The sequence below is a fragment of the Streptomyces sp. NBC_00885 genome, from assembly GCF_045207475.1.
Lineage (GTDB): Bacteria > Actinomycetota > Actinomycetes > Streptomycetales > Streptomycetaceae > Streptomyces.
The window spans coordinates 5,244,475-5,264,326 of the sequence record NZ_CP108796.1 but is presented as its reverse complement, the minus strand read 5'-3'; the positions used below and the strand labels follow the sequence as shown (position 1 = coordinate 5,264,326).

Genomic DNA, 19,852 nt, shown 5'->3' with positions numbered 1-19,852 from the left:
ACGCATGGGATGAGTGGAGATGGCGGGAATCGAACCCGCGTCCAACGGTGCAGAATCAGGGCTTCTCCGAGCGCAGTCCACTTCGATTTTCTCGGCCCCGGAGATCACGTGGACAAGTCTCCGACGGGCTCAGTCACTGTTTGATTTCCCTCTGAACCCCGTGACCGGGCTTAGAGGTTTAGTTCCCTAGCTGATGCCAGGATCCGGGTCGGGAACAGCCCCGGGCTGACAAGTTCGCTAGTCGCTACTTAGGCAGCGAGGGCGAACTGAGTGCTCTTGTTATCGGCACTTATTGGTTGCGACATATGGTTAACGAGATCATTGCCGCTTCCTCGGCTCGCTTCCCCTGCTTCGACATCCGCTGTCGAAACCGATCATCCCCATGTTGATTTTTCAAACTGCACTGCGCCCCTGCTGTGAGGGGCAGGTGCCATCGTACGTGACCAACGCACAACGGTGCCAGCCTATTCCTCCGGGGCGGGTTCCCGCAGGTCAGGCCCGCTGGAGGTGAGGCCCGCCGGCGGTCAGACGCGGCCGGACGTCGGGCGCGTCTGACGTCAGGCCCGCTGCCGCTTCTTCGCGGCCGAGATCGCACGGTCCGTCTCGCGCCGGTCCTGCTTCTCGCGCAGCGTCTGCCGCTTGTCGTACTCCTTCTTGCCCTTCGCCAGCGCGATCTCGACCTTCGCCCGGCCGTCCTTGAAATACAGCACCAGCGGCACGATGGTGTGGCCGGTCTCCTGCGACTTCGACTCGAGCTTGTCGATCTCGGCGCGGTGCATCAGCAGCTTCCGCTTGCGCCGCGCGCTGTGGTTGGTCCACGTCCCCTGCGTGTACTCCGGGACGTGCACGTTGTGCAGCCACGCCTCGTGGGCGTCGATCTGGACGAAGCCGTCCACCAGCGAGGCCCGCCCCTGACGCAGCGACTTCACCTCGGTACCTGTCAGCACGAGACCGCACTCGTAGGTGTCGAGGATGGTGTAGTCGTGCCGCGCCTTCTTGTTCTGCGCGATCAGCTTGCGCCCTTTTTCCTTAGCCATAGTGCGGTCATTTTCGCACTAAGACCCGCCCCCGAGGCCACTCAATACCGTCTGGGCCCGATCCTCGGCCCTCTCGCTCGCGGCGAGGTCCGGGGTGATGCCGCGGCCGTCGACGCTGTGACCGGCCGGAGTGCGGTAGTGGCCGACGGTCAGCTCGGCGACCGAGCCGTCGGGCAGGCGGCTGGGCATCTGGACCGAACCCTTGCCGAAGGTGCGCGAGCCGACCGTGATCGCCCTGCCGCGGTCCTGCAGCGCCCCGGTGACCAGCTCGGCCGCGCTCATCGTGCCGCTGTCGACCAGGGCGACGACGGGTCTGGTGGTGTCGCCGCCGGGCGCCGCGTACAGGGCCCGCTGCTCGCCCCTTATGTCGTACGTGGCGACCAGACCGCCGTCCAGGAAGGCGGAGGCGGCACTGACGGCCTCGGCGACCAGTCCTCCGGCGTTCCCCCGCAGATCCAGCAGGACGCCGACGCCCGCGGGGGCTCCCTGGACCGCCTCGCGCACCCGGGCGCCCGAGCCCTTGGTGAAGGAGGCGACCTTGATCATCACCGCACCGCCCCGGAGGCGCTGGACGGTGACCGCCCGGGTGCTCAGCGTGGTGCGCACCAGCTTCTGGGTCCACGCACGGCCGCCCCGCTGGAGGCCGAGTACGACGCTCGTGCGGTCGCCGCCGCGCAGCAGTGCCACCACCTCGGTGACGGGGCGCTCGGCGACCGGGAGGCCGTCGATCGTACGCAGCAGATCACCGGCCCTGATGTCCGCCTGGGCAGCGGGGCCACCGGGCTGGACCTCGGCGACCTCGACCTGCCCGCCGGCGGCGCGCCTGGCCGTGAGGCCGACGCCGGTGTACTCGCCGTCGAGGGCCCGCTCGAACTCCTCGTACTCGCTCTTGTCGTAGACCGCGCCCCAGCGGTCCCCGCTGCGGCTGACGGCCGCCTCGGCGGCCTCGGTGCCGGACTTGCCGTCGGCCATCGCCTCGGCGGCGGCACGGGCGACGTCGTCGACGGTCGCGGCGGCCGTTTTCGCGACAAGGCGCGGCTCGTTCTCGCCGTCGTGCGGCAGGGAGTTGGTGGCGGCCGCAGTGGCCAGAACACTTGCGAAGACCAATGTCAGGGCCGCCCCGCGGCGGATGCGGCGGGGTTGAGGGCTGATCTCCGGGCCCGACATGGCGCCCACTCTAGGACAAGCGAAGGGCGCCGTACGGCGGTTGACCGTACGGCGCCAGGGGCGCTTGTCACACCTTGAGATACTTGCGCAATGCGATAAAAGCCGCCATGGCGGGCATCAACAGCCCAATTGCGATCACCAGCGGCAACTTGGTGACCACGGCGTCCCAGCCGATGAAGTTGACCAGCTGCATCTTCTCGGAGAGCGCAAGACCGTGGTCGATCAGGAAGTATCTGCCGACCAGCAGCATCGCGGAGGCGACAACACCGCCCAGCAGACCGGCGAATGCGGCTTCCATGATGAACGGCATCTGGATGTAGAAGCTGGAGGCTCCCACCAGCCGCATGATTCCGGTTTCACGCCTGCGGCTGAACGCCGAAACACGCACGGTGTTGACGATCAGCATCAGCGCAATGACCAGCATCAGCGCCATCACGAAGAGTGCGGCGATGTTCATGCCGTTCATCAGGGAGAAGAGGTTCTCCAGGATGTTGCGCTGGTCCTGGACGGACTGCACGCCGTCGCGGCCCGCGAAGGCGGTTGCCACGACCTTGTACTTCTCGGGATCGTCCAGCTTCACGCGGAACGACTCCTGCATCTGGTCCGGCGTGATGGTGGACGCGATGGGGGTGTCGCCGTACTGATCCCGGTAGTGCTTGTACGCCTCTTCGGCCGTCTCGTGGTGGACGACGTCGACCACGTCCATCTTCTTGAGATCGGCTTCGATCTGCTGCTTCTGCTGGCCGGTTACGGCTCCCTTCGCGCACTTGGGAGAGGTCGCCGCGTCGTTCTTGTTGCAGAGGAAGATCGAGACGTTGACCTTGTCGTACCAGAAGTCCTTCATCGTGCTGACCTGCTCACGCATGAGCAGCGCACCGCCGAACAGGGCGAGGGAAAGGGCTACGGAGACGATGACGGCGAAGGTCATCGTGAGATTACGGCGGAGACCGACGCCGATCTCCGACAGGACGAACTGGGCGCGCATGGCGTCCTTTCAGTGCTGGTAGCCGTAGACGCCACGTGCCTGGTCGCGGACGAGACGGCCCTTTTCGAGCTCGATGACGCGCTTGCGCATCTGGTCAACGATGTTCTGGTCGTGGGTCGCCATGATCACGGTGGTACCGGTCCTGTTGATCCGGTCCAGCAGCTTCATGATGCCCACGGAGGTCTGCGGGTCGAGGTTGCCGGTGGGCTCGTCCGCGATCAGCAGCATGGGGCGGTTGACGAAGGCCCGCGCGATCGCGACGCGCTGCTGCTCACCGCCAGAGAGCTCACCGGGCATCCGGTCCTCCTTGCCGCCGAGGCCGACGAGGTCGAGAACCTGGGGCACGGCCTTGCGGATCTCGCCGCGCGGCTTGCCGATGACTTCCTGGGCGAAGGCCACGTTCTCGGCGACGGTCTTGTTGGGCAGGAGGCGGAAGTCCTGGAAGACGGTGCCGAGCTGGCGGCGCATGTGCGGCACTTTCCAGTTGGACAGTCTGGCGAGGTCCTTGCCGAGAACATGGACCAGGCCCTGGCTGGCGCGCTCCTCGCGCAGAACCAGCCGCAGGAAGGTCGACTTGCCGGAACCGGACGAGCCGACGAGGAAGACGAACTCCCCCTTGGCGATGTCGAGAGAGACGTCGCGCAGGGCGGGGCGGCTCTGCTTGGGGTAGGTCTTGGAGACGTTGTCGAATCGGATCACGGGTGCACCACGGTCAGCCGGGGGTAGGTGAGCGTGACACTACGCGAAGCGGGATGCCGCTCGCAGTCGGCGTCCCGAGTTGCGCGTTTTGTCCGGTCACGGAATGGGCGTAATCCGGCGGGCCGCGCCGAAAAGCGTGCGAGCTGGCACAGTGGTAGGGGAACAGTCGCGTTTCCCTGAGCGTTGTCGGAAGAGAACTGTGCTTACGGTCCGCGCCTGCGGCTCCGGCGCGCGGGAGGAGGAGAGCGCATGACCTACGACCGATTGGTGTGCGCCAACTGCGCGGCCCCGGTCACAGAGGGTCGCTGCCCGGTCTGCCGGGCGAACCGCGAGCGGCTGCAGCAGGAGGGCCCCTTCGGCGGCCTGAGCCCCGTGGCACTGCTGACCTTGCTGGTGGTGCTGATAGCGGCGGTGGCGCTGCTGGCGGCGCACCAGACCGCCTAGGACATACGCAAAGGAGGGCCCGGGGTGCTGAAGCGCACCCCGGGCCCTCCTTCTGCGTGATGTTTCGGCTTGCAGCCGCCTACATCCGCCTACATCCGCCTACATCTGCTTACGCAGCGGTACGGCCACCACCGGCGAGACGCGGCAGCATACGGAAGCCGATGCCACCGGCGATCATCGTCGCGGCACCGATGAGCAGGAAGGTGGTCTCGGCGGCACCGGTCTCCGCCAGCTCCTCCTTGGCCTTGCCCTGCTCGACCGGCTGGGAGCCGGCGCTGTCGGTGTCGGTGTTGTCCGAGCCACCGTTGGGGTTGTTGTCGTTACCGGAGCCACCGTTGGCGTTGCCCGGGTCCTCGGAGGGGTCCTCGGACGGGTCACTGGTCGGCTTGCCCGGCTTGTCGGGCTTGCCGGTCGGCTTCCCGGTGGGCTTGTCGGTCGGCTTGCCCGTCGGCTCGCCCGTGGGAGGCGTCGTCGGCGGCTCCTCGGTCGGAGGCGTCGTCGGCGGCTCCTCCGTGGGCGGCGTCACCGACGGCTCGGGGACCGTCGTGGGCGGAACCGAAGGGGTCTCTTCGTCGTTGATTCCGAGACCGGCGTCGAGGCCGTTCTCGTCAGCATGGGCCCGCGCCTCAAGGGGGCCCACGTTGATGTCGACACCGACGGCTGAGGCGGCGCCCGCGGCGGTCAGCGACGCACCGGCGGCGATCACCGCGCCGGCCGCTATACGCGCTACACGGATCCGCGTCTTCTTGGTCATCTGGCTGCTACCCCCAGTAGCTAATTGTCAATGGAGCAGCGTCCGGGGCAACTGCCGCCGGGGGCGGTTTCGTTCGGCCCCCAATCACACGCGCCCCAGTAGATACGCATGCCGCGCGTCAGCTTTCCGAGTTTCCGCGGACGCGTCAAGCTCGTTGCGCGTGCGATGTCCGGTATAGGGGCGGTTGCCTGACCTGCGGGGAAGCAACTGTGACACAAAAGGGAACTGCTGCCTCTGGGGCGGCAGTTCCCTTGTCGACAAAGCGAGCTGTTGCTTCTCGCGCCGCTTGCGCCAGCGAATTCCGGCGAGCGCGCGCAGCCAGAAGACCTCAGCCCGACGCGCCACTTGCCCCGCACTTCCGCTGCAGCCCCCGGACACAGCGACGGCGCCGAACCCCCGAAGGGGCCGGCGCCGCGGCGTGAGGACTGCTGTGGTTACTTCTCCTGCTGCTTCCGCCACCGGATTCCCGCTTCGAGGAAGCCGTCGATCTCACCGTCAAGTACCGCCTGCGGGTTGCCCACTTCGAACTCCGTGCGCAGGTCCTTGACCATCTGGTACGGGTGCAGGACGTACGAACGCATCTGGTTTCCCCAGGAGTTGCCGCCGTCGCCCTTGAGGGAGTCCATCAGTGCCTGCTCCTCCTGGCGGCGGCGTTCGAGCAGCTTTGCCTGGAGGACGTTCATGGCGCTCGCCTTGTTCTGGATCTGGGAGCGCTCGTTCTGGCAGGAGACGACGATGCCGGTCGGGATGTGCGTGATCCGGACTGCGGAGTCGGTCGTGTTGACGCCCTGGCCGCCGGGGCCGGACGCGCGGTAGACGTCGATGCGCAGTTCGGACTCGTCGATCTCGACGTGGTCGCTCTGCTCGACGACGGGCAGCACCTCGACGCCCGCGAAGGACGTCTGGCGGCGGCCCTGGTTGTCGAACGGCGAGATGCGCACCAGGCGGTGGGTGCCCTGCTCGACGGAGAGCGTGCCGTAGGCGTACGGGGCCTTCACGACGAAGGTGGTCGACTTGATGCCGGCCTCTTCCGCGTACGACGTCTCGTAGACCTCGGTGGAGTAGCCGTGCCGCTCGGCCCAGCGCAGATACATGCGCTGCAAACGCTCGGCGAAGTCGGAGGCGTCGACGCCACCCGCCTCGGCGCGGATGTTGACCAGCGCCTCGCGCTCGTCGTACTGGCCGGACAGCAGGGTGCGGACTTCCATCTCGTCCAGCGCCTTGCGGACATCGGTCAGCTCGGACTCGGCCTCGGCGAGGGTGTCCGCGTCGTCCTCGGCCTCGGCGAGCTCGAAGAGCACGCTCAGGTCGTCGATCCGGCTGCGGAGCGCCTCGGTCTTGCGGAGCTCGGCCTGGAGGTGCGAAAGCTTGCTGGTGATCTTCTGCGCCGCCTCCGGGTCGTCCCAGAGGGACGGGGCCGCGGCCTGCTCCTCGAGCACGGCAATGTCTGCCCTCATCTTTTCGAGGTCCAGGACGGCCTCGATCGACCCCATGGTCGAGGAGAGGGACTTCAGCTCTTCGGATACATCGACGACTGCCACGGGTCCAGCGTAACGGCTGGCCGCGGGAGCCAGACCCCTCAGGCCGGACCTAGGGTTCCGCCGGGCTCGACTGCTTCGAGTCCCGCGGGGGCGCGTCCCGTCCGTCGTCGCTCGTGGCCAGCCAGCCGCCGACGCCCACCGCGGCCGCCACGGCGAGCGCCGCGACGCCCAGGGCGATACGGCGCTTACGGACCGCGTCCGACTTGTGGCGGGCCGAGCCCGGGCGGCGCTGGCCCGGAGTGCGAGGGGCGCGGGCCGTGCCGCGGGCGCCGCCCGCGAGCTCGTCCGGGGCCGGGACGCGCATCGAGGTGTGGGTGTCGCGGTTGGAGTCCGCCGGAGCCGCGCCGGGGACGAGGGGGACAGCGCCACGGCGGCGGGGTTCGCCGGGGGCGGCGGGGGCCGGGTCCTCGTACGACTCTTGCGCGGGCTCGGCATCCGGTTCGTCGACGTCCAGCGGCGGCATGCCCGCCAGCAGCGGGAGCAGCTCGTGCAGACGGCTGGCCAGCTCGGACGCGCGCAGCCGGGAGGCGGGGGCCTTGGCCAGGCACTGGACGACGAGCTGCCACAGCTCGTCGGGAATGCCGGGCAGCGGGACCACGGTCTCGGTGACATGGCGCCGCAGGACCGCGCCGGGGTGACCGCCCCCGAAGGGCGTGAAGCCCGCGAGGAGCTCGTAGAGAACGGTCGCCAGGGCGTAGATGTCGACCGCTGCCCGGGGCGGCAGGCCCTCGACGATCTCGGGGGCGAGATAGTCCGGGGTTCCGATGATCCGGGTCGCCTTCGTACGGCGCGGGGTGTCGATCAGCTTGGCGACGCCGAAGTCGGTGAGCAGCGCGGGGTGGGATCCGGCCGGGCCGAGGGGGCCCTCCATGTCGAGGAGGATGTTCTCCGGTTTGACGTCGCGGTGGACGATTCCGGCGGCATGGGCGGCGGCGAGGCCCTCGGCGACGTCCACGATGATCGCGACCGCCGCTTCGGGCGCGAGGCGGCGCTCCCGGTCGAGACGCGTGCGCAGATCCGTGCCGCGTACGAGGTCCATGACGAGCGCGAGGTCATTGCCGTCGACGACCAGGTCGCGGACTCCGACGACCTTGGGGTGGTCGAGTGCGAGCAGGGCGGTGCGCTCCTGTACGAAGCGGCCGACCAGCTCCTGGTCGGAGGCCAGGTCCTCACGCAACAGCTTGATGGCGACGGGCCCTTCGGGTCCCTCGCCGAGCCACACCGTGCCGGCGCTGCCCCGCCCCAGGATCTGGTGGGCGGTGTAGCGGCTGCCGATATTCCGTGCCAAGACTGCTCCCTCAGCGGCTGGCGTTGCCCACAAGGTACGCGGGCATCCGGGGGCTGTGTGCCCCGGATGGCGCCAACTGTCACTTCTGCGGGAGAAATCACGCCGCAGAAGTCGACAAATCCGCAGAGTCGTTACTACTGCCCCGTGTTGGGGGTGTCCGAACTGCCGCCGAGCTCCGAGATCAGGTCCGACAGCTTCGAGATGCCGTCACCGATCGCCTCCCAGTAGCTCTTGCCCTGGGCGACCCATCCCTGCAGCGGCGTCAGCTCCCAGATCAGCCAGCCCGCGACGAAGAGCAGGACCAGCGTGAAAAGGCAGCCCTTGAGGCAGCCGAGGCCCGGGATCCGCATCGGGTTGGAGCTGCGCTGGCGCGGTGGCCTCGGCTGACGCGCTGCGGGCTGCTGGGGCGGCGGCTGCGGAGGTGCGTACTGCTGTTGCTGCGGCGGCGGGGCGTACTGCTGCCGCTGCGGCTGCGGGCGCTGAGGACGCGGGGGCTGGGCCTGAGGCGCGTACTGCTGCTGTTGCGGGTGCATCGGCGGCTGCTGGGGCCGCTGCTGCTGGCGCTGCGGGCGGCGGCGCAGCGGGTCCTGGCTCGGGTCGAGGTACTGGACCTGCGTCTGCTCGTTGCGGTCGCGGGCCGCCTGCAGCTGGGACTGCCAGGGGTGGGGATCCTCCGGACGCGGCTGGCCCGGCGGGAGGGGCGGCATGACCGCGGTCGGGTCGGCGCCCTGCTGCGGGTTGCCGGACTGCGCGTTGCCGGTCTGCTGCATGACGCTGGTCGCCGCGTTGGGGTCGTACGAACCGGCATTGCCCGGCAGGACCTGCGTCGCGTCGGAGGCGCCCGGAACCTGCGGGACCTGGGCGGGCGCGGGGTCCGGGGCGAGCAGCGCGGCGACACCGAGCGCGGCCTCGACCTGCGCGGCGGACGAGTGCACCCCGATACCGGCCGCGACGGTGCGCAGCCCGCGGGCCAGGTTCTCGGCGCTGGGCCGCTCGGTGGGCTCCTTGCGCAGGCAGCGCTCTATGACCGTCCACAGCGGCTCGGGGACGGTGGTGGGGCGGCGGGGCTCCTCGCTCAGGTGGCGGTGGAGCACTTCGAGCGCGGTGCCGCCCGCGAACGGGGGCCTGCCGGTGACCAGTTCGTACAGCAGGATGCCCGCGCCGTAGATGTCGACGGCGGACGTCTGCGGGCGGCCCTCGGCGGACTCCGGCGCGACGTACGCGGGCGTGCCGACGAATTCGTGCGTACGCGTCAGGCCCGGGGAGTCCGCGAGGCGCGCGATGCCGAAGTCGGTCAGCATCGGGTGCATCTGGCCGTCGGCGTCGGTCTTGAGCAGGACGTTCGCGGGCTTGAGGTCGCGGTGGACGACGCCGTCGGCGTGGCTGGCGGCGAGCGCGTCCGCGATCTGTGCGGTCAGCAGGGAGGCGGCGACCGGTGTGAGGGGGCCGTTCTCGCGGATGTAGCGGTGCAGGTCGGGGCCGTCGACGAGGTCCATGACCAGTGCGAGGAGATCGCCCTCGACGACCAGGTCGCGGGTGCGCACGATGTTCGGGTGGGTCAGGCGGAGCAGGACGGAGCGCTCGCGCAGGAAGCGCATCACCACGTCCGCGTCGTTCGCCAGCTCCTCCTTGAGGACCTTGATCGCGACGGTCTCGCCGGGCTGGCCGGCAACGGCCGCCTCGGCGCCTGCGGTCTCGCGCTGGCTCGCTCGCCAGACGGTGCCCGTGGCGCCGCGCCCGAGGGGCTCCTCGAGCAGGTACTTGCTGCCTACCGGCCGCACGTCATGTGCTCCCTGCTGATCGTGGTCCTTGCGTGGTCCCGTGGCACTGTGCCCGGCCATGGGTGTCCGACCCACTTTAGTGCCGCCGGACGACGCACCGGCCGGTCGTCACCATCTCCCTCTTGCCGTTCCTCTTTCAGTGCCACGTACGGTTCCGCTGCCGGCGCTGTTCGAAAGAAAGACGTCGGCATCGTACGGATGGTTGCCGAACGTCCGTGCCGCAGACATCACTGTCGTTCCGGAGCAGGCCCCAACCAGGCATTTCTACGGCCAGAGCCGAACATTCAAGATCACTTAACGGTGACCCCCGGGCGTGTTGTCAGTGGCAGGTGCGAGGATGCCCTCAGCACGGAGTCGTGAGGGAGGGAGCCTTGCGGCGCGTGCCGACCTGCCGGGTGGGGGATCACAGGGCGGCTCCCCCGCCGGGCACCCCGCGCAGAAGGGATTGCTGACGGCGATGCAGATCCGGCTGACTGTCCTCGCGCCGCGCTGCGGGCAATCCCCGGCCGCGGGACACTCCCCTGCGGGCCAGTCCTCTGCGGGACGTTCCTGCGACGTGCTGATCACCGCGCCTGCCGGGACGGCGCTGGCCGCCGTCGCCTCCGGGCTGGCCGCGGCCGTCTCGGGAACCGACGCCTCGGGCTCCGTCGTGCTGTATGCGGGGCAGGAACGGCTCGACGCGCAGCGACGCACGCTGGGCGAGCCGCCGCTGGTGGACGGCGCGGTGCTCTCCCTCCAGGTCCCGGGCGAGGCCGATGCTCCGGGTACGGACGCCTCGGCGCAGCTCCATGTGGTCGCGGGTCCCGACGCGGGCGGAGTCCATCTGCTGCACGGCGGCCAGATCAGGATCGGCCGCTCCGCGGACGCGGACGTCCCGCTGGACGACCCTGACGTCTCGCGCCTGCACTGCGCGGTCACGGTCGCCGAGGACGGCCGCGTCACGGTCGCGGACCTCGACTCGACGAACGGCACGACGCTGGACGGCACGAGCGTGGGCACGCGCCCGGTGCGGCTGCCCGCGGGAGCGCTGTTGCGCCTGGGCGAGTCGACGCTCCGGGTCACCCAGGGCGAGCGCGGGCAGTCACTGGCGACGGCGCCGGACGGCGAGGGCCACTTGCGCGTGACGCGACCGGACACTGCGGACGCGGGGCACAGTGGCAGCGGACCGGCAGGGGCGGACGGTGCGGCCCCGGGCGGATTCGCACCGGGTGTCCATGGATCCGGCGGTACGGCTCCGGGTGACTCCGGCTCTCGCGGGTCTTCGGCCGGCTTCTCCGGTACGGGCGACCCCGGGGCGGACGGCAGGTCGGCCGGGTACGCCTCGGGCTCCGGCGACGGACCGGGCGGGACCGGCGGCTCGCACTCCAACTGGTCCGGCGCCGGGGTGTCCGGCACGGGTGGTCCCACGTCCGGCGGCCCCGGACCGGGCCGACGGGCCCCCAGCTGGGCCCGCAACGACGCCACCGGCACCGGCATGGACGCCGGTCCCGCCGGCCACCCCGACCCGCACCGCGTGCCCCCGCAGTACGACCCCACCTCCCCCGTCGCACCGACCGGCGCAGCCCGTGGCGACGCCGGGACGCTCTATACGTACAACCCGGAAAGCACGCACTCCAGGGCGACCGATGCCCCGGACGAGGCTCCCGCGGCCCACAGCCGTACCACCGGGACCACGCCCCCGCGCGGCACGCGACTGCCCGACAGCACTCCTCGAAAGCGCGGCATAGGCGCCTGGGCGCGGCGGCTGGCCGGAGGGCGGGAGGAGCCCGTCGCCGAGGTGGCTCCGCAGCCCGGACCGCCCGTCGCCGCCGCGCCCCTCGTGGAGAGCTGGCCGGACCCCGCCGCGGTTCTGCTCACGGCGCTGGGCCCCGGCCCCCGGCTCTGGGAGCGCGGACCCGCGCACCCCGAGTCGCTCGTCCTGCGGCTCGGCACCGCCGACCGGGCCGAGCTGCCCTCCGTGCCGGTGACCGTCGCCCTGCGTGAGGCCGGTTCGCTCGGGCTCGCCGGACCCAGGGCGCGGCTGGCCGGACTGGCGCGGTCCGCCGTGGCCCAGCTCGCCGCGCTGCACTCGCCCGTGGATCTGGAGATCGTGCTGATCAGTACGGACCGGGCGCGGAGCCTGGAGGAGCGCAGGGCGGAGTGGGCGTGGCTCGGCTGGCTGCCGCATCTGCGCCCCGCTCACGGCCAGGACTGCCGTCTGCTGCTCGCGTACGACCGGGACCAGGCCACCGCCCGCACCGCCGAGCTCACCCGCAGGCTGGACGACGGCCTCGGCCCCGCCTGGCCGAGCGCCGATCGCAGGTCGCTCGCGGATGCCGCCGAGCGGTACGACGGCGCCCGTACGGTCGTCATAGTCGACGGCGACCCGGGATCGGCCGTGCTGCGCGAGACGACGGCCCGGCTGGCCGGAGCGGGCTGGGCCGCGGGGATCCATCTGATCGCTCTGGCCGAGACTCCGGCCGCCTCGCCCCTCTCCCCGGTCGCCGCGACCTACGAGACGGCGTGCACGGCCTCGCTCGCGTTCCGCGAGTGCGGGGCGGTCGCCCTGCTCAGCGGCGATGTGGCGACGGCGCTGCGGCTGATGCGTACGGCCGAGGGCCGGCCCGTGGGCCATGGCACGGTCGGCGCGGTGGACGCGGTGTCGGCGGCCTGGGCCGAGCGTTTCGGCCGGGCGCTCGCGCCGCTGCGCGCCGAGGGCGGTGGCACCCACCCCGGCAGTGCCACCGCGCTGCCCCGTGCCTCGCGGCTGCTCGACGAGCTGGAGCTGGCCCGCGCCACCCCCGCCTCGCTGATGGCGCGCTGGGCCTCGGCGGGCGACGGGACCGTGGTGCTCGGCGCCGGCCCGCGCGGCCCTCTCGCCGTCGATCTGACCGAGGAGGGCCCGCATCTGCTGATAGAGGGCCCTGCGGGCAGCGGCCGTACGGAGCTGCTGCGCTCCGTGGCCGCCTCGCTCGCCGCCGCGGGCCGCCCCGACCGGCTCGGCCTGCTGCTCGTCGACGGGGCGGGCGGCGAGCGCGGCGAAGGACTCGCGGCCTGTACGGAACTGCCACATGTCACCGAGCACTTGGTGGCCTCAGACCCTGTCCGTATGCGGGTCTTCGCCCAGGCGCTGGGTGCCGAGCTGAAGCGCCGCTCCGAGCTGCTGGGAAGCGTGGGCTTCGCCGAGTGGCACAGCCAGCGCGAGCTCGCGGACCGCATGGTGGGCCAGCGCCCGCCGAGCGCCGCCGAGCAGCGCGGTGACCTGGACTCCCCGGCCAGTGGGACGCTGCGCCTGCGCCCCGGTGCTCGTACGAAGGCGGAGGGCCCGGCCCCACTGCCCAGGCTGATCGTCCTGGTGGACGACTTCGACGCGCTGGTCGCCCCGGCGCTCGGCAGTACGGGACGGCCCGCGGCGGGTTCCGTCGTACGGGCGCTGGAGGCCGTGGCCCGTGACGGCGAGCGGCTCGGGATACATCTGGTCGCGACGTCCGCGCGCCCGGACCGCACGGTCGACACGGATCTGGCGCAGGGCGCGCGGCTGCGCGTCGTGCTGGACGCGCCGCCTGCCGCTCCGGGGCCGGAGGATCCCGCTCCCGGGCGGGGCAGGCTCGGACATCCGGACGGCCGGGTGACGCCGTTCCAGAGCGGCCGGGTAACGGGACGCATTCCGCGTACGGCGACCTCGCGCCCCACTGTGGTACCGCTCGAATGGGAGCGGATGGGTGATCCGCCCGCTCGCCGCCCTGTGCGTGAACTGGGCAACGGTCCAACGGACCTGGCGCTGCTGGCCAGTGCGCTGGAGCGTGCCGCGCGCTCGGTGGACGCCGCGCCCGTGCCTCCGCTCTCGCCGGCCCGCCCCTGACCGATGGCGTACTCACGCCATGTCATGTGACATCACGTCACAAGGCCATCACAAAAGCCCTGTTGACACCTGACGCGGTATTGCGACGCCCTCATACCGGGCGTACACCTGTCGGCACGGGAAGCGTTCGGGAAGGGGTTCGGGAAAGCGCTCGGGCGGGCATCGGGAAGCCGTTCGGGGCAGCGCACGGATCGCGCACGGAAGAGACGGGGCAGTGATGCGCACAACTCTTCGTACCGGCAGGGCCGCAGTGTTATTCGCCGCCATCGGCGCTCTCGCCATCGCCGGCTGCGGTGACAACAAGGACGACGACAAGACGAAACCGGGCGAAAACGGCGGCAAGGAAGCGGCGAGCGTCCAACTGCCCAAGCTGAACGGCGAGAAGGTGCAGGTCGCCGCGGTCTGGAGCGGACCCGAGCAGGAGAACTTCACCAAGGTCCTGAAGGAGTTCGAGAAGCGCACCGGTGCAACGGTCACCTTTGTGCCCGCGCAGGACCCGATCGTCAACTTCCTCGGTACGAAGATCGCGGGCGGCGCTCCCCCCGATGTGGCGATGCTCCCCCAGGTCGGCGCGATCCAGCAGGCCGTGCAGCGCAAGTGGGCCAAGCCCGTCGGCCCCGAGGCGAAGGCGCAGCTGGCGAAGAACTACTCCAAGGGCTGGCAGGATCTCGGCGCGGTGGACGGCACGCAGTACGGCGTGTACTACAAGGCCGCCAACAAGTCCCTGGTCTGGTACAACAACGCGGTCTTCGAGAACGCGGGCGCGAAGGAGCCGAAAACCTGGAAGGACTTCCTGGCGACGGCCGAGACGATCTCCGCATCGGGCGTCACACCCGTCTCGGTGGCGGGCGCGGACGGCTGGACGCTCACGGACTGGTTCGAGAACGTCTATCTCTCCCAGGCGGGCCCGGAGAAGTACGACCAGCTCGCCCAGCACAAGATCAAGTGGACCGACGCCTCGGTGAAGACCGCGCTGACCACGCTCGGCGAGCTCTTCGGCAAGCCCGCCCTGATCGCGGGCGGCGCGGACGGCGCGCTGCAGACGGAGTTCCCGGCCTCGGTCACCCAGACCTTCAGCGGGGGCGATCAGCCCAAGGGAGCGATGGTCTTCGAGGGCGACTTCGTGACCGTCAACATCGCGCAGACCGAGTCCAAGATCGGTACGGACGCGAAGGTGTTCCCCTTCCCGGCGGTCGGCGCGCTGGCTCCCGTCGTGACGGGCGGCGACGCGGCGGTGGCACTGAAGGACAGCAAGGGCGCCCAGGCGCTGCTGACCTTCCTGGCCTCACCGGACGCGGCCAAGATCTCTGCCTCCGCCGGCGGATTCCTCTCCCCGAACAAGTCGCTGGACCTGTCCGCGTATCCCAACAATGTGCAGCGCGACATCGCCAAGGCACTGATCGCGGCGGGCGACGACTTCCGCTTCGACATGTCGGACCAGATGCCGCAGTCGTTCGGCGGCACGCCGGGCAAGGGTGAGTGGAAGGCCCTGCAGGACTTCCTGAAGAACCCGAAGGACGTGGCCGGGGCCCAGCAGAAGCTGGAGTCGGACGCCGCCAAGGCGTACAAGAGCTGACGGGTGAAAACCGCGGCGACCGCGGGGGGTCCGGCGCGTCCGGCTCCCCCCGCCGACAAGCGCAAGAGCGTGACAGGCACACGTAAAATCGTCGCGGTCGGCTTTCTGCTGCCCGCGCTGGTGCTGCTGGGCGCGCTCGTCGTCTACCCCATCGGGTACTCCCTCTACCGGTCCTTCTTCGACCAGTCCGGCAGCTCGTTCGCCGGGCTCGACAACTACAAGGAGATCTTCACCGAGGACAGCATCCTGACCGCGGTCAAGAACAACGCGATCTGGGTGGTCGTCGCGCCGACCGTCTCGACGGCACTCGGTCTGATCTTCGCCGTACTCACCGAACGGGTGCGCTGGGGCACCGCGTTCAAGCTGATCGTCTTCATGCCGATGGCGATCTCGATGCTCGCGGCGGGCATCATCTTCCGGCTTGTGTACGAGCAGGATCCGGACCGCGGGGTCGCCAACGCGGTCTGGGTGGGCGTGCATGACACCTTCGCCGAGTCGGCCGGATTCCCCAAGGCGCATCCGCTGGCGCTCGCCCCGCTCAAGGGGGGCGCAGGCGGGTCGTTCGTCACCAAGGATCCGGTGACCGCGGGCCAACAGGTCCAGCTCCCGCTGGTGGGCATCGCGGCCGAGAAGATGCCGTCCGGCGCCAGGCCCGCCAAGGCGGCGCAGCCGGACGACGGGAAGATCACCGGCACCGCGTGGCTGGACTTCACCAAGGGCGGCGGCGGCAGGCCGAATGCCATCGACGCGAAGGAGCTCGGTCTCAAGGGCATCAAGGTCGAGGCGGTCAAGGACGGCAAGGTGGTCGCCTCGGCAAGGGCCGGCGCGGACGGTACGTTCACGCTGCCCGCCTCTGCGGACGGTGCCCGATTGCGGCTGCCCGCCGACAACTTCCGCGAGCCGTACAACGGCGTCAACTGGCTCGGGCCCTCGCTCGTCACTCCGGCGATCATCGGCAGTTACGTATGGATGTGGGCAGGCTTCGCGATGGTACTGATCGCGGCGGGGCTCGCGAGCGTGCCGCGTGAACTGCTCGAAGCGGCGCGGGTGGACGGCGCGAACGAATGGCAGGTCTTCCGCAGGGTCACGGTCCCGCTGCTGGCTCCCGTGCTCGCGGTGGTGCTGGTCACCCTGATGATCAATGTGCTGAAGATCTTCGACCTGGTCTTCATCATCGCGCCCGGGTCCGCGCAGGACGACGCCAATGTCCTGGCGCTCCAGCTCTATCGCTCCTCCTTCGGCACGGACTCGAACCTGGGGCTGGGCAGCGCGATTGCCGTACTCCTGCTGCTGCTGGTGGTCCCGGTGATGCTGTTCAACATCCGGCGCATGCGAAGGGAGGCCCGCCGATGACCACGGCCGACGGTGTGGTGAAGGCGAAGCAGTCCCTCCCGGCACGGATCGCGGCGCGCGCGGGCGGTGGCGTGATGCGCGTCTTTCTCGTCCTGGTGGGACTGTTCTGGCTGCTGCCGACGTTCGGGCTGCTGCTGTCCTCGCTTCGGGGGCCCGCGGACATCAGCGCGAGCGGCTGGTGGAAGGTGTTCAGCGCGCCGGCGCAGCTCACGTTCGACAACTACTCACGGCTGCTGGACAACGAAGCGATCACCGACTCCCTGCTGTCCAGCGTCCTGATCACCGTCCCCGCGACGCTGCTGGTGGTGGTGATCGGCTCGCTGGCCGGTTACGCGTTCGCCTGGATGGACTTCCCCGGCCGCGACTGGTGGTTCATCGCGGTGGTCGCCCTCCTGGTGGTCCCGGTCCAGGTCGCGCTGGTGCCGGTCTCCAAACTGTTCGGCTGGATCGGCATCTTCGAGACGACGATCGGCGTGATCGTCTTCCATGTGGCGTTCGGGCTTCCCTTCGCGATCTTCCTGCTGAGGAACTTCTTCGCGGAGATCCCGAGGGAACTGCTGGAGGCGGCGAGGCTGGACGGTGCGGGCGAGATCCGCCTGTTCACCCGCATGGTGATGCCGCTGGGCGGCCCGGCGATCGCGTCGCTGGGCATCTTCCAGTTCCTGTGGGTCTGGAACGACATGCTGGTGGCCCTGATCTTCGCGGACTCGGAGAGCGCGCCGATCACCGTCGCACTGCAGCGCCAGGTGAGGCAGTTCGGCAACAACATCGACGTGCTGGCGCCGGGGGCGTTCGTCTCGATGATCATCCCGCTTGCGGTGTTCTTCGCGTTCCAGCGGCAGTTCGTGACGGGGGTGATGGCGGGGGCGGTGAAGTGACGTACGGGCGAGGGGCGTTGGCTCCCCCTAGAGCCAGCCACACTCCGCTCCCCGATCAAGCCTTGAGCCCCGCCACCGCCGACCTCGCCAGTTCGTCCAGGTACCCCTTCGGCAACCCGCCCCGCACCACCACAAGCCGCCAGTACAGCGGACCCACGATCAGGTCCAGCGCCCGGTCCGGATCCGTTCCTTCCGGCAGTTCGCCGCGGGACACCGCCTCGCGGACCACCACCGCCGCCACGCCCTGCTGATTGTCCAGCAGCGCCGCCTTGATCGCGTCCGAGATTTCCGGGTGGCGCGCCGCCTCCACCAGCAGGTCCGGGATGACCTGGGAGGCCACCGGGTGGCGCAGGGCGTGCGAGGCCACTTCCAGCAGCGCCCGTACGTCTCCGTACAGCGAACCCGTCGCCGGCGCCGGCAGCCCCTGCGAGGCGAAGGCCGAGACCAGGTCGAGCACGAGCGACAGCTTCGACTTCCAGCGCCGGTAGACCGCGGTCTTGCCGACGCCCGCGCGCCGCGCGATCCCTTCGATCGACATCCGGGCGAAGCCGACCGCCGCCAGCTCCTCGAAGACGGCGGCGCGAATCGCATCGGTCACGTCCTCCCGGAGCACTGCGGCTCCCGCGGGGGCACGTCGTGGGGTTCCAGGGTCCGTGGTCATGCCCGGATCCTACCGTCACGACGACACGGTTGCGTTGCGACGCCGGACCGTCCTACTCTCACCGTAGCGACGATACGGGTCCGTCCCATCGCCAGCGTCCACCCTGCCCCCGTCGAAAGTGGCCGCCCCTGTGAGCACGCAGACGTTTACCCCTCCCCCCTTCGTGGAGGATTTCGGTGAGCTCGCCCTCAGGCACGGGCTGACCGTCAGCGGTGCCCGGCCGGCGCTGCCCGACTACGTCCGGCAGCTCTGGTCACGACGCCACTTCATCGGCGCCTTCGCCACCGCCCGCCTCACCGCGCAGTACAGCCGCGCCAAGCTCGGCCAGGTCTGGCAGATCATGACCCCGCTGCTGAACGCGGCGGTCTACTACTTCATCTTCGGCATCCTGCTCCAGACCAGCCGCGGCGTCCCCGACTTCGTCCCGTTCCTGGTCACGGGCGTCTTCATCTGGACCTTCACCTCCAGCTCGATCATGACCGGCAGCGGCGCCATCCGCGGCAACATGGGACTGGTACAGGCGCTGCACTTCCCGCGCGCCACCCTGCCCATCTCCTACGTCCTGCTCCAGCTCCAGCAGCTGCTGTTCTCCATGGGCGCGCTGGTCATGATCCTGATCTGCTTCGGGGAGTACCCCAAGCTCACCTGGCTACTGGCCGTCCCCGCCCTGATCCTGCAGGCGGTCTTCAACACCGGCGTCTCGATGATCATGGCGCGGCTGTGCGCCAGGACTCCCGACATCGCCCAGCTGATGCCCTTCGTCCTGCGCACCTGGATGTATGCCTCCGGCGTGATGTGGAGCATCGACAAGGTCCTCAAGGGCGCGCACCTGCCGCATCTCGTGATGGTCGCCCTGGAGTGCAATCCCGCCGCGGTCTTCATCGACCTGATGCGGTTCGCGCTCATCGAGAGCTACAGCTCCGCCCAACTGCCCCCGCACGTCTGGGCCGTCGCCCTCGGCTGGGCGCTCCTGTTCGGAGTGGGCGGGTTCATCTACTTCTGGAAGGCAGAGGAGGAGTACGGCCGTGTCTGATCCCCAGGTAATCCCGGCACCCGAGGACATGCGGATGAGCGACGAACGCGTCCCGACCGTCGTCGTCGACAACGTCCACATCAAGTACACGGTCCACGGCGCCCGCGGCGGCAAAGGCAGCGCCACCTCCGCCCTCAGCCGGATCGTCTCCCGCAAGAAGTCCGCGGGCGTCCGCGAGGTGCATGCCGTCAAGGGCGTCAGCTTCGCGGCGTACAAGGGCGAGGCCGTGGGTCTGATCGGCTCCAACGGCTCCGGCAAGTCGACGCTGCTGAAGGCGATCGCGGGCCTGCTGCCGGCCACCGAGGGCAGGGTCTTCACCCAGGGCCAGCCCTCCCTGCTCGGCGTGAACGCCGCACTGATGGGAGATCTGACCGGCGAGCGCAACGTCATCCTGGGCGGTCTGGCGATGGGCATGACCCGCGAGCAGATCCAGGAGCGCTACGAACAGATCGTGGACTTCTCGGGGATCAACGAGAAGGGCGACTTCATCTCGCTCCCCATGCGGACGTACTCCTCCGGCATGGGCGCCCGGCTCCGTTTCTCGATCGCCGCAGCCAAGAGCCATGACGTGCTGCTGATCGACGAGGCCCTGTCGACCGGCGACGCGAGGTTCCAGCGCCGCAGCCAGGAGCGCATCACCGAACTGCGCGAGGAGGCCGGCACGGTCTTTCTGGTGAGCCACAGCAACGGGGCGATCACCCAGACCTGCGACCGCGCGATCTGGCTGGAGGCGGGACGGATGCTGATGGACGGCCCGGCGGCGGAAGTCGTCGCCGCGTACGAGAAGTACAACAACACCAAATAGCCGAGATCG

At 69.9% G+C, this 19,852-nt stretch carries 16 protein-coding genes and 1 other RNA gene; 7 read left to right on the top strand and 10 right to left on the bottom strand.

Translation table 11 applies throughout. The features are described from left to right. Positions 1–11: 11 nt before the first annotated feature. The 5 genes from ssrA to ftsE form a co-directional block, all read right to left on the bottom strand. Positions 12–382, bottom strand: a transfer-messenger RNA (tmRNA) gene (gene ssrA / locus OHA61_RS23965). 175 nt (positions 383–557) lie between these two features. Continuing rightward, positions 558–1,037 (bottom strand): SsrA-binding protein SmpB, encoded by a 480-nt coding sequence (gene smpB / locus OHA61_RS23960; RefSeq protein ID WP_142217424.1) that lies wholly within the window; start codon positions 1,035–1,037, stop codon positions 558–560. 18 nt (positions 1,038–1,055) lie between these two features. Beyond that, complete coding sequence (locus tag OHA61_RS23955) at positions 1,056–2,204, bottom strand: S41 family peptidase (RefSeq protein WP_406304755.1); 1,149 nt, start codon at positions 2,202–2,204, stop codon at positions 1,056–1,058. A gap of 67 nt (positions 2,205–2,271) precedes the next feature. After that, on the bottom strand, positions 2,272–3,189 hold the full coding sequence (gene ftsX, locus OHA61_RS23950) for a permease-like cell division protein FtsX (protein WP_142217426.1): 918 nt from the start codon (positions 3,187–3,189) through the stop codon (positions 2,272–2,274). A 9-nt stretch (positions 3,190–3,198) separates the two neighbouring features. Continuing rightward, positions 3,199–3,888 (bottom strand): cell division ATP-binding protein FtsE, encoded by a 690-nt coding sequence (ftsE, locus tag OHA61_RS23945; protein ID WP_266475950.1) that lies wholly within the window; start codon positions 3,886–3,888, stop codon positions 3,199–3,201. Between the two features lie 249 nt (positions 3,889–4,137). On the opposite strand from ftsE, the gene OHA61_RS23940 reads away from it, so the two are divergent. Continuing rightward, positions 4,138–4,332, top strand: a complete 195-nt coding sequence (locus OHA61_RS23940) for a hypothetical protein (RefSeq protein WP_324974771.1) — start codon at positions 4,138–4,140, stop codon at positions 4,330–4,332. Positions 4,333–4,441: 109 nt separating this feature from the next. On the opposite strand, the gene OHA61_RS23935 is transcribed toward OHA61_RS23940, so the two are convergent. The 4 genes from OHA61_RS23935 to OHA61_RS23920 form a co-directional block, all read right to left on the bottom strand. Further along, a complete protein-coding gene (locus OHA61_RS23935) occupies positions 4,442–5,086 on the bottom strand; it encodes a hypothetical protein (RefSeq protein WP_406304754.1) in 645 nt (214 codons plus the stop codon). A 434-nt stretch (positions 5,087–5,520) separates the two neighbouring features. Then, the gene (prfB, locus tag OHA61_RS23930; RefSeq protein WP_324977690.1) at positions 5,521–6,627 is read right to left on the bottom strand and encodes a peptide chain release factor 2; all 1,107 of its coding nucleotides are present in this window, start codon (positions 6,625–6,627) and stop codon (positions 5,521–5,523) included. 49 nt (positions 6,628–6,676) lie between these two features. Further along, positions 6,677–7,915, bottom strand: a complete 1,239-nt coding sequence (locus OHA61_RS23925; RefSeq protein WP_406304753.1) for a serine/threonine-protein kinase — start codon at positions 7,913–7,915, stop codon at positions 6,677–6,679. A gap of 134 nt (positions 7,916–8,049) precedes the next feature. Then, the gene (locus OHA61_RS23920; RefSeq protein ID WP_406304752.1) at positions 8,050–9,696 is read right to left on the bottom strand and encodes a serine/threonine-protein kinase; all 1,647 of its coding nucleotides are present in this window, start codon (positions 9,694–9,696) and stop codon (positions 8,050–8,052) included. Positions 9,697–10,153: 457 nt separating this feature from the next. On the opposite strand from OHA61_RS23920, the gene OHA61_RS23915 reads away from it, so the two are divergent. The 4 genes from OHA61_RS23915 to OHA61_RS23900 all read left to right on the top strand — a co-directional run bounded on the left by OHA61_RS23915 (position 10,154) and on the right by OHA61_RS23900 (position 17,344). Then, positions 10,154–13,537, top strand: coding sequence for an FHA domain-containing protein (locus tag OHA61_RS23915; protein ID WP_406304751.1), 3,384 nt, complete (start codon positions 10,154–10,156; stop codon positions 13,535–13,537). Positions 13,538–13,754: 217 nt separating this feature from the next. Continuing rightward, positions 13,755–15,113, top strand: a complete 1,359-nt coding sequence (locus OHA61_RS23910) for an ABC transporter substrate-binding protein (protein WP_406304750.1) — start codon at positions 13,755–13,757, stop codon at positions 15,111–15,113. Between the two features lie 3 nt (positions 15,114–15,116). Beyond that, entirely contained in the window at positions 15,117–16,466 is a 1,350-nt protein-coding gene (locus tag OHA61_RS23905; protein ID WP_406304749.1) for a carbohydrate ABC transporter permease, read from the top strand. Continuing rightward, positions 16,463–17,344 carry a carbohydrate ABC transporter permease gene (locus OHA61_RS23900; RefSeq protein ID WP_406304748.1) on the top strand — a complete coding sequence of 294 codons (882 nt, stop codon included), beginning with the start codon at positions 16,463–16,465 and terminating at the stop codon, positions 17,342–17,344. The genes OHA61_RS23905 and OHA61_RS23900 overlap by 4 nt, the downstream gene beginning before the upstream one ends. Positions 17,345–17,399: 55 nt before the next feature. Here OHA61_RS23900 and OHA61_RS23895 read toward each other — a convergent pair whose 3' ends face one another. Continuing rightward, on the bottom strand, positions 17,400–18,005 hold the full coding sequence (locus OHA61_RS23895; protein ID WP_389371972.1) for a TetR/AcrR family transcriptional regulator: 606 nt from the start codon (positions 18,003–18,005) through the stop codon (positions 17,400–17,402). Between the two features lie 130 nt (positions 18,006–18,135). On the opposite strand from OHA61_RS23895, the gene OHA61_RS23890 reads away from it, so the two are divergent. Continuing rightward, the gene (locus OHA61_RS23890) at positions 18,136–19,038 is read left to right on the top strand and encodes an ABC transporter permease (RefSeq protein ID WP_406304747.1); all 903 of its coding nucleotides are present in this window, start codon (positions 18,136–18,138) and stop codon (positions 19,036–19,038) included. Positions 19,039–19,072: 34 nt separating this feature from the next. Further along, positions 19,073–19,843: an ABC transporter ATP-binding protein gene (locus tag OHA61_RS23885; RefSeq protein WP_406307435.1), complete on the top strand. Its 771-nt coding sequence runs from the start codon at positions 19,073–19,075 to the stop codon at positions 19,841–19,843. Positions 19,844–19,852: the final 9 nt, after the last annotated feature.

Excerpts from the sequence above, each read along its gene's own strand:
- smpB (WP_142217424.1), bottom strand. The coding sequence starts at position 1,037 with ATGGCTAAGGAAAAAGGGCGCAAGCTGATCGCGCAGAACAAGAAGGCG.
- OHA61_RS23955 (WP_406304755.1), bottom strand. The coding sequence starts at position 2,204 with ATGTCGGGCCCGGAGATCAGCCCTCAACCCCGCCGCATCCGCCGCGGG.
- ftsX (WP_142217426.1), bottom strand. The coding sequence starts at position 3,189 with ATGCGCGCCCAGTTCGTCCTGTCGGAGATCGGCGTCGGTCTCCGCCGT.
- OHA61_RS23940 (WP_324974771.1), top strand. The coding sequence starts at position 4,138 with ATGACCTACGACCGATTGGTGTGCGCCAACTGCGCGGCCCCGGTCACA.
- OHA61_RS23935 (WP_406304754.1), bottom strand. The coding sequence starts at position 5,086 with ATGACCAAGAAGACGCGGATCCGTGTAGCGCGTATAGCGGCCGGCGCG.
- OHA61_RS23915 (WP_406304751.1), top strand. The coding sequence starts at position 10,154 with ATGCAGATCCGGCTGACTGTCCTCGCGCCGCGCTGCGGGCAATCCCCG.
- OHA61_RS23910 (WP_406304750.1), top strand. The coding sequence starts at position 13,755 with ATGCGCACAACTCTTCGTACCGGCAGGGCCGCAGTGTTATTCGCCGCC.
- OHA61_RS23900 (WP_406304748.1), top strand. The coding sequence starts at position 16,463 with ATGACCACGGCCGACGGTGTGGTGAAGGCGAAGCAGTCCCTCCCGGCA.
- OHA61_RS23895 (WP_389371972.1), bottom strand. The coding sequence starts at position 18,005 with ATGACCACGGACCCTGGAACCCCACGACGTGCCCCCGCGGGAGCCGCA.
- OHA61_RS23885 (WP_406307435.1), top strand. The coding sequence starts at position 19,073 with ATGAGCGACGAACGCGTCCCGACCGTCGTCGTCGACAACGTCCACATC.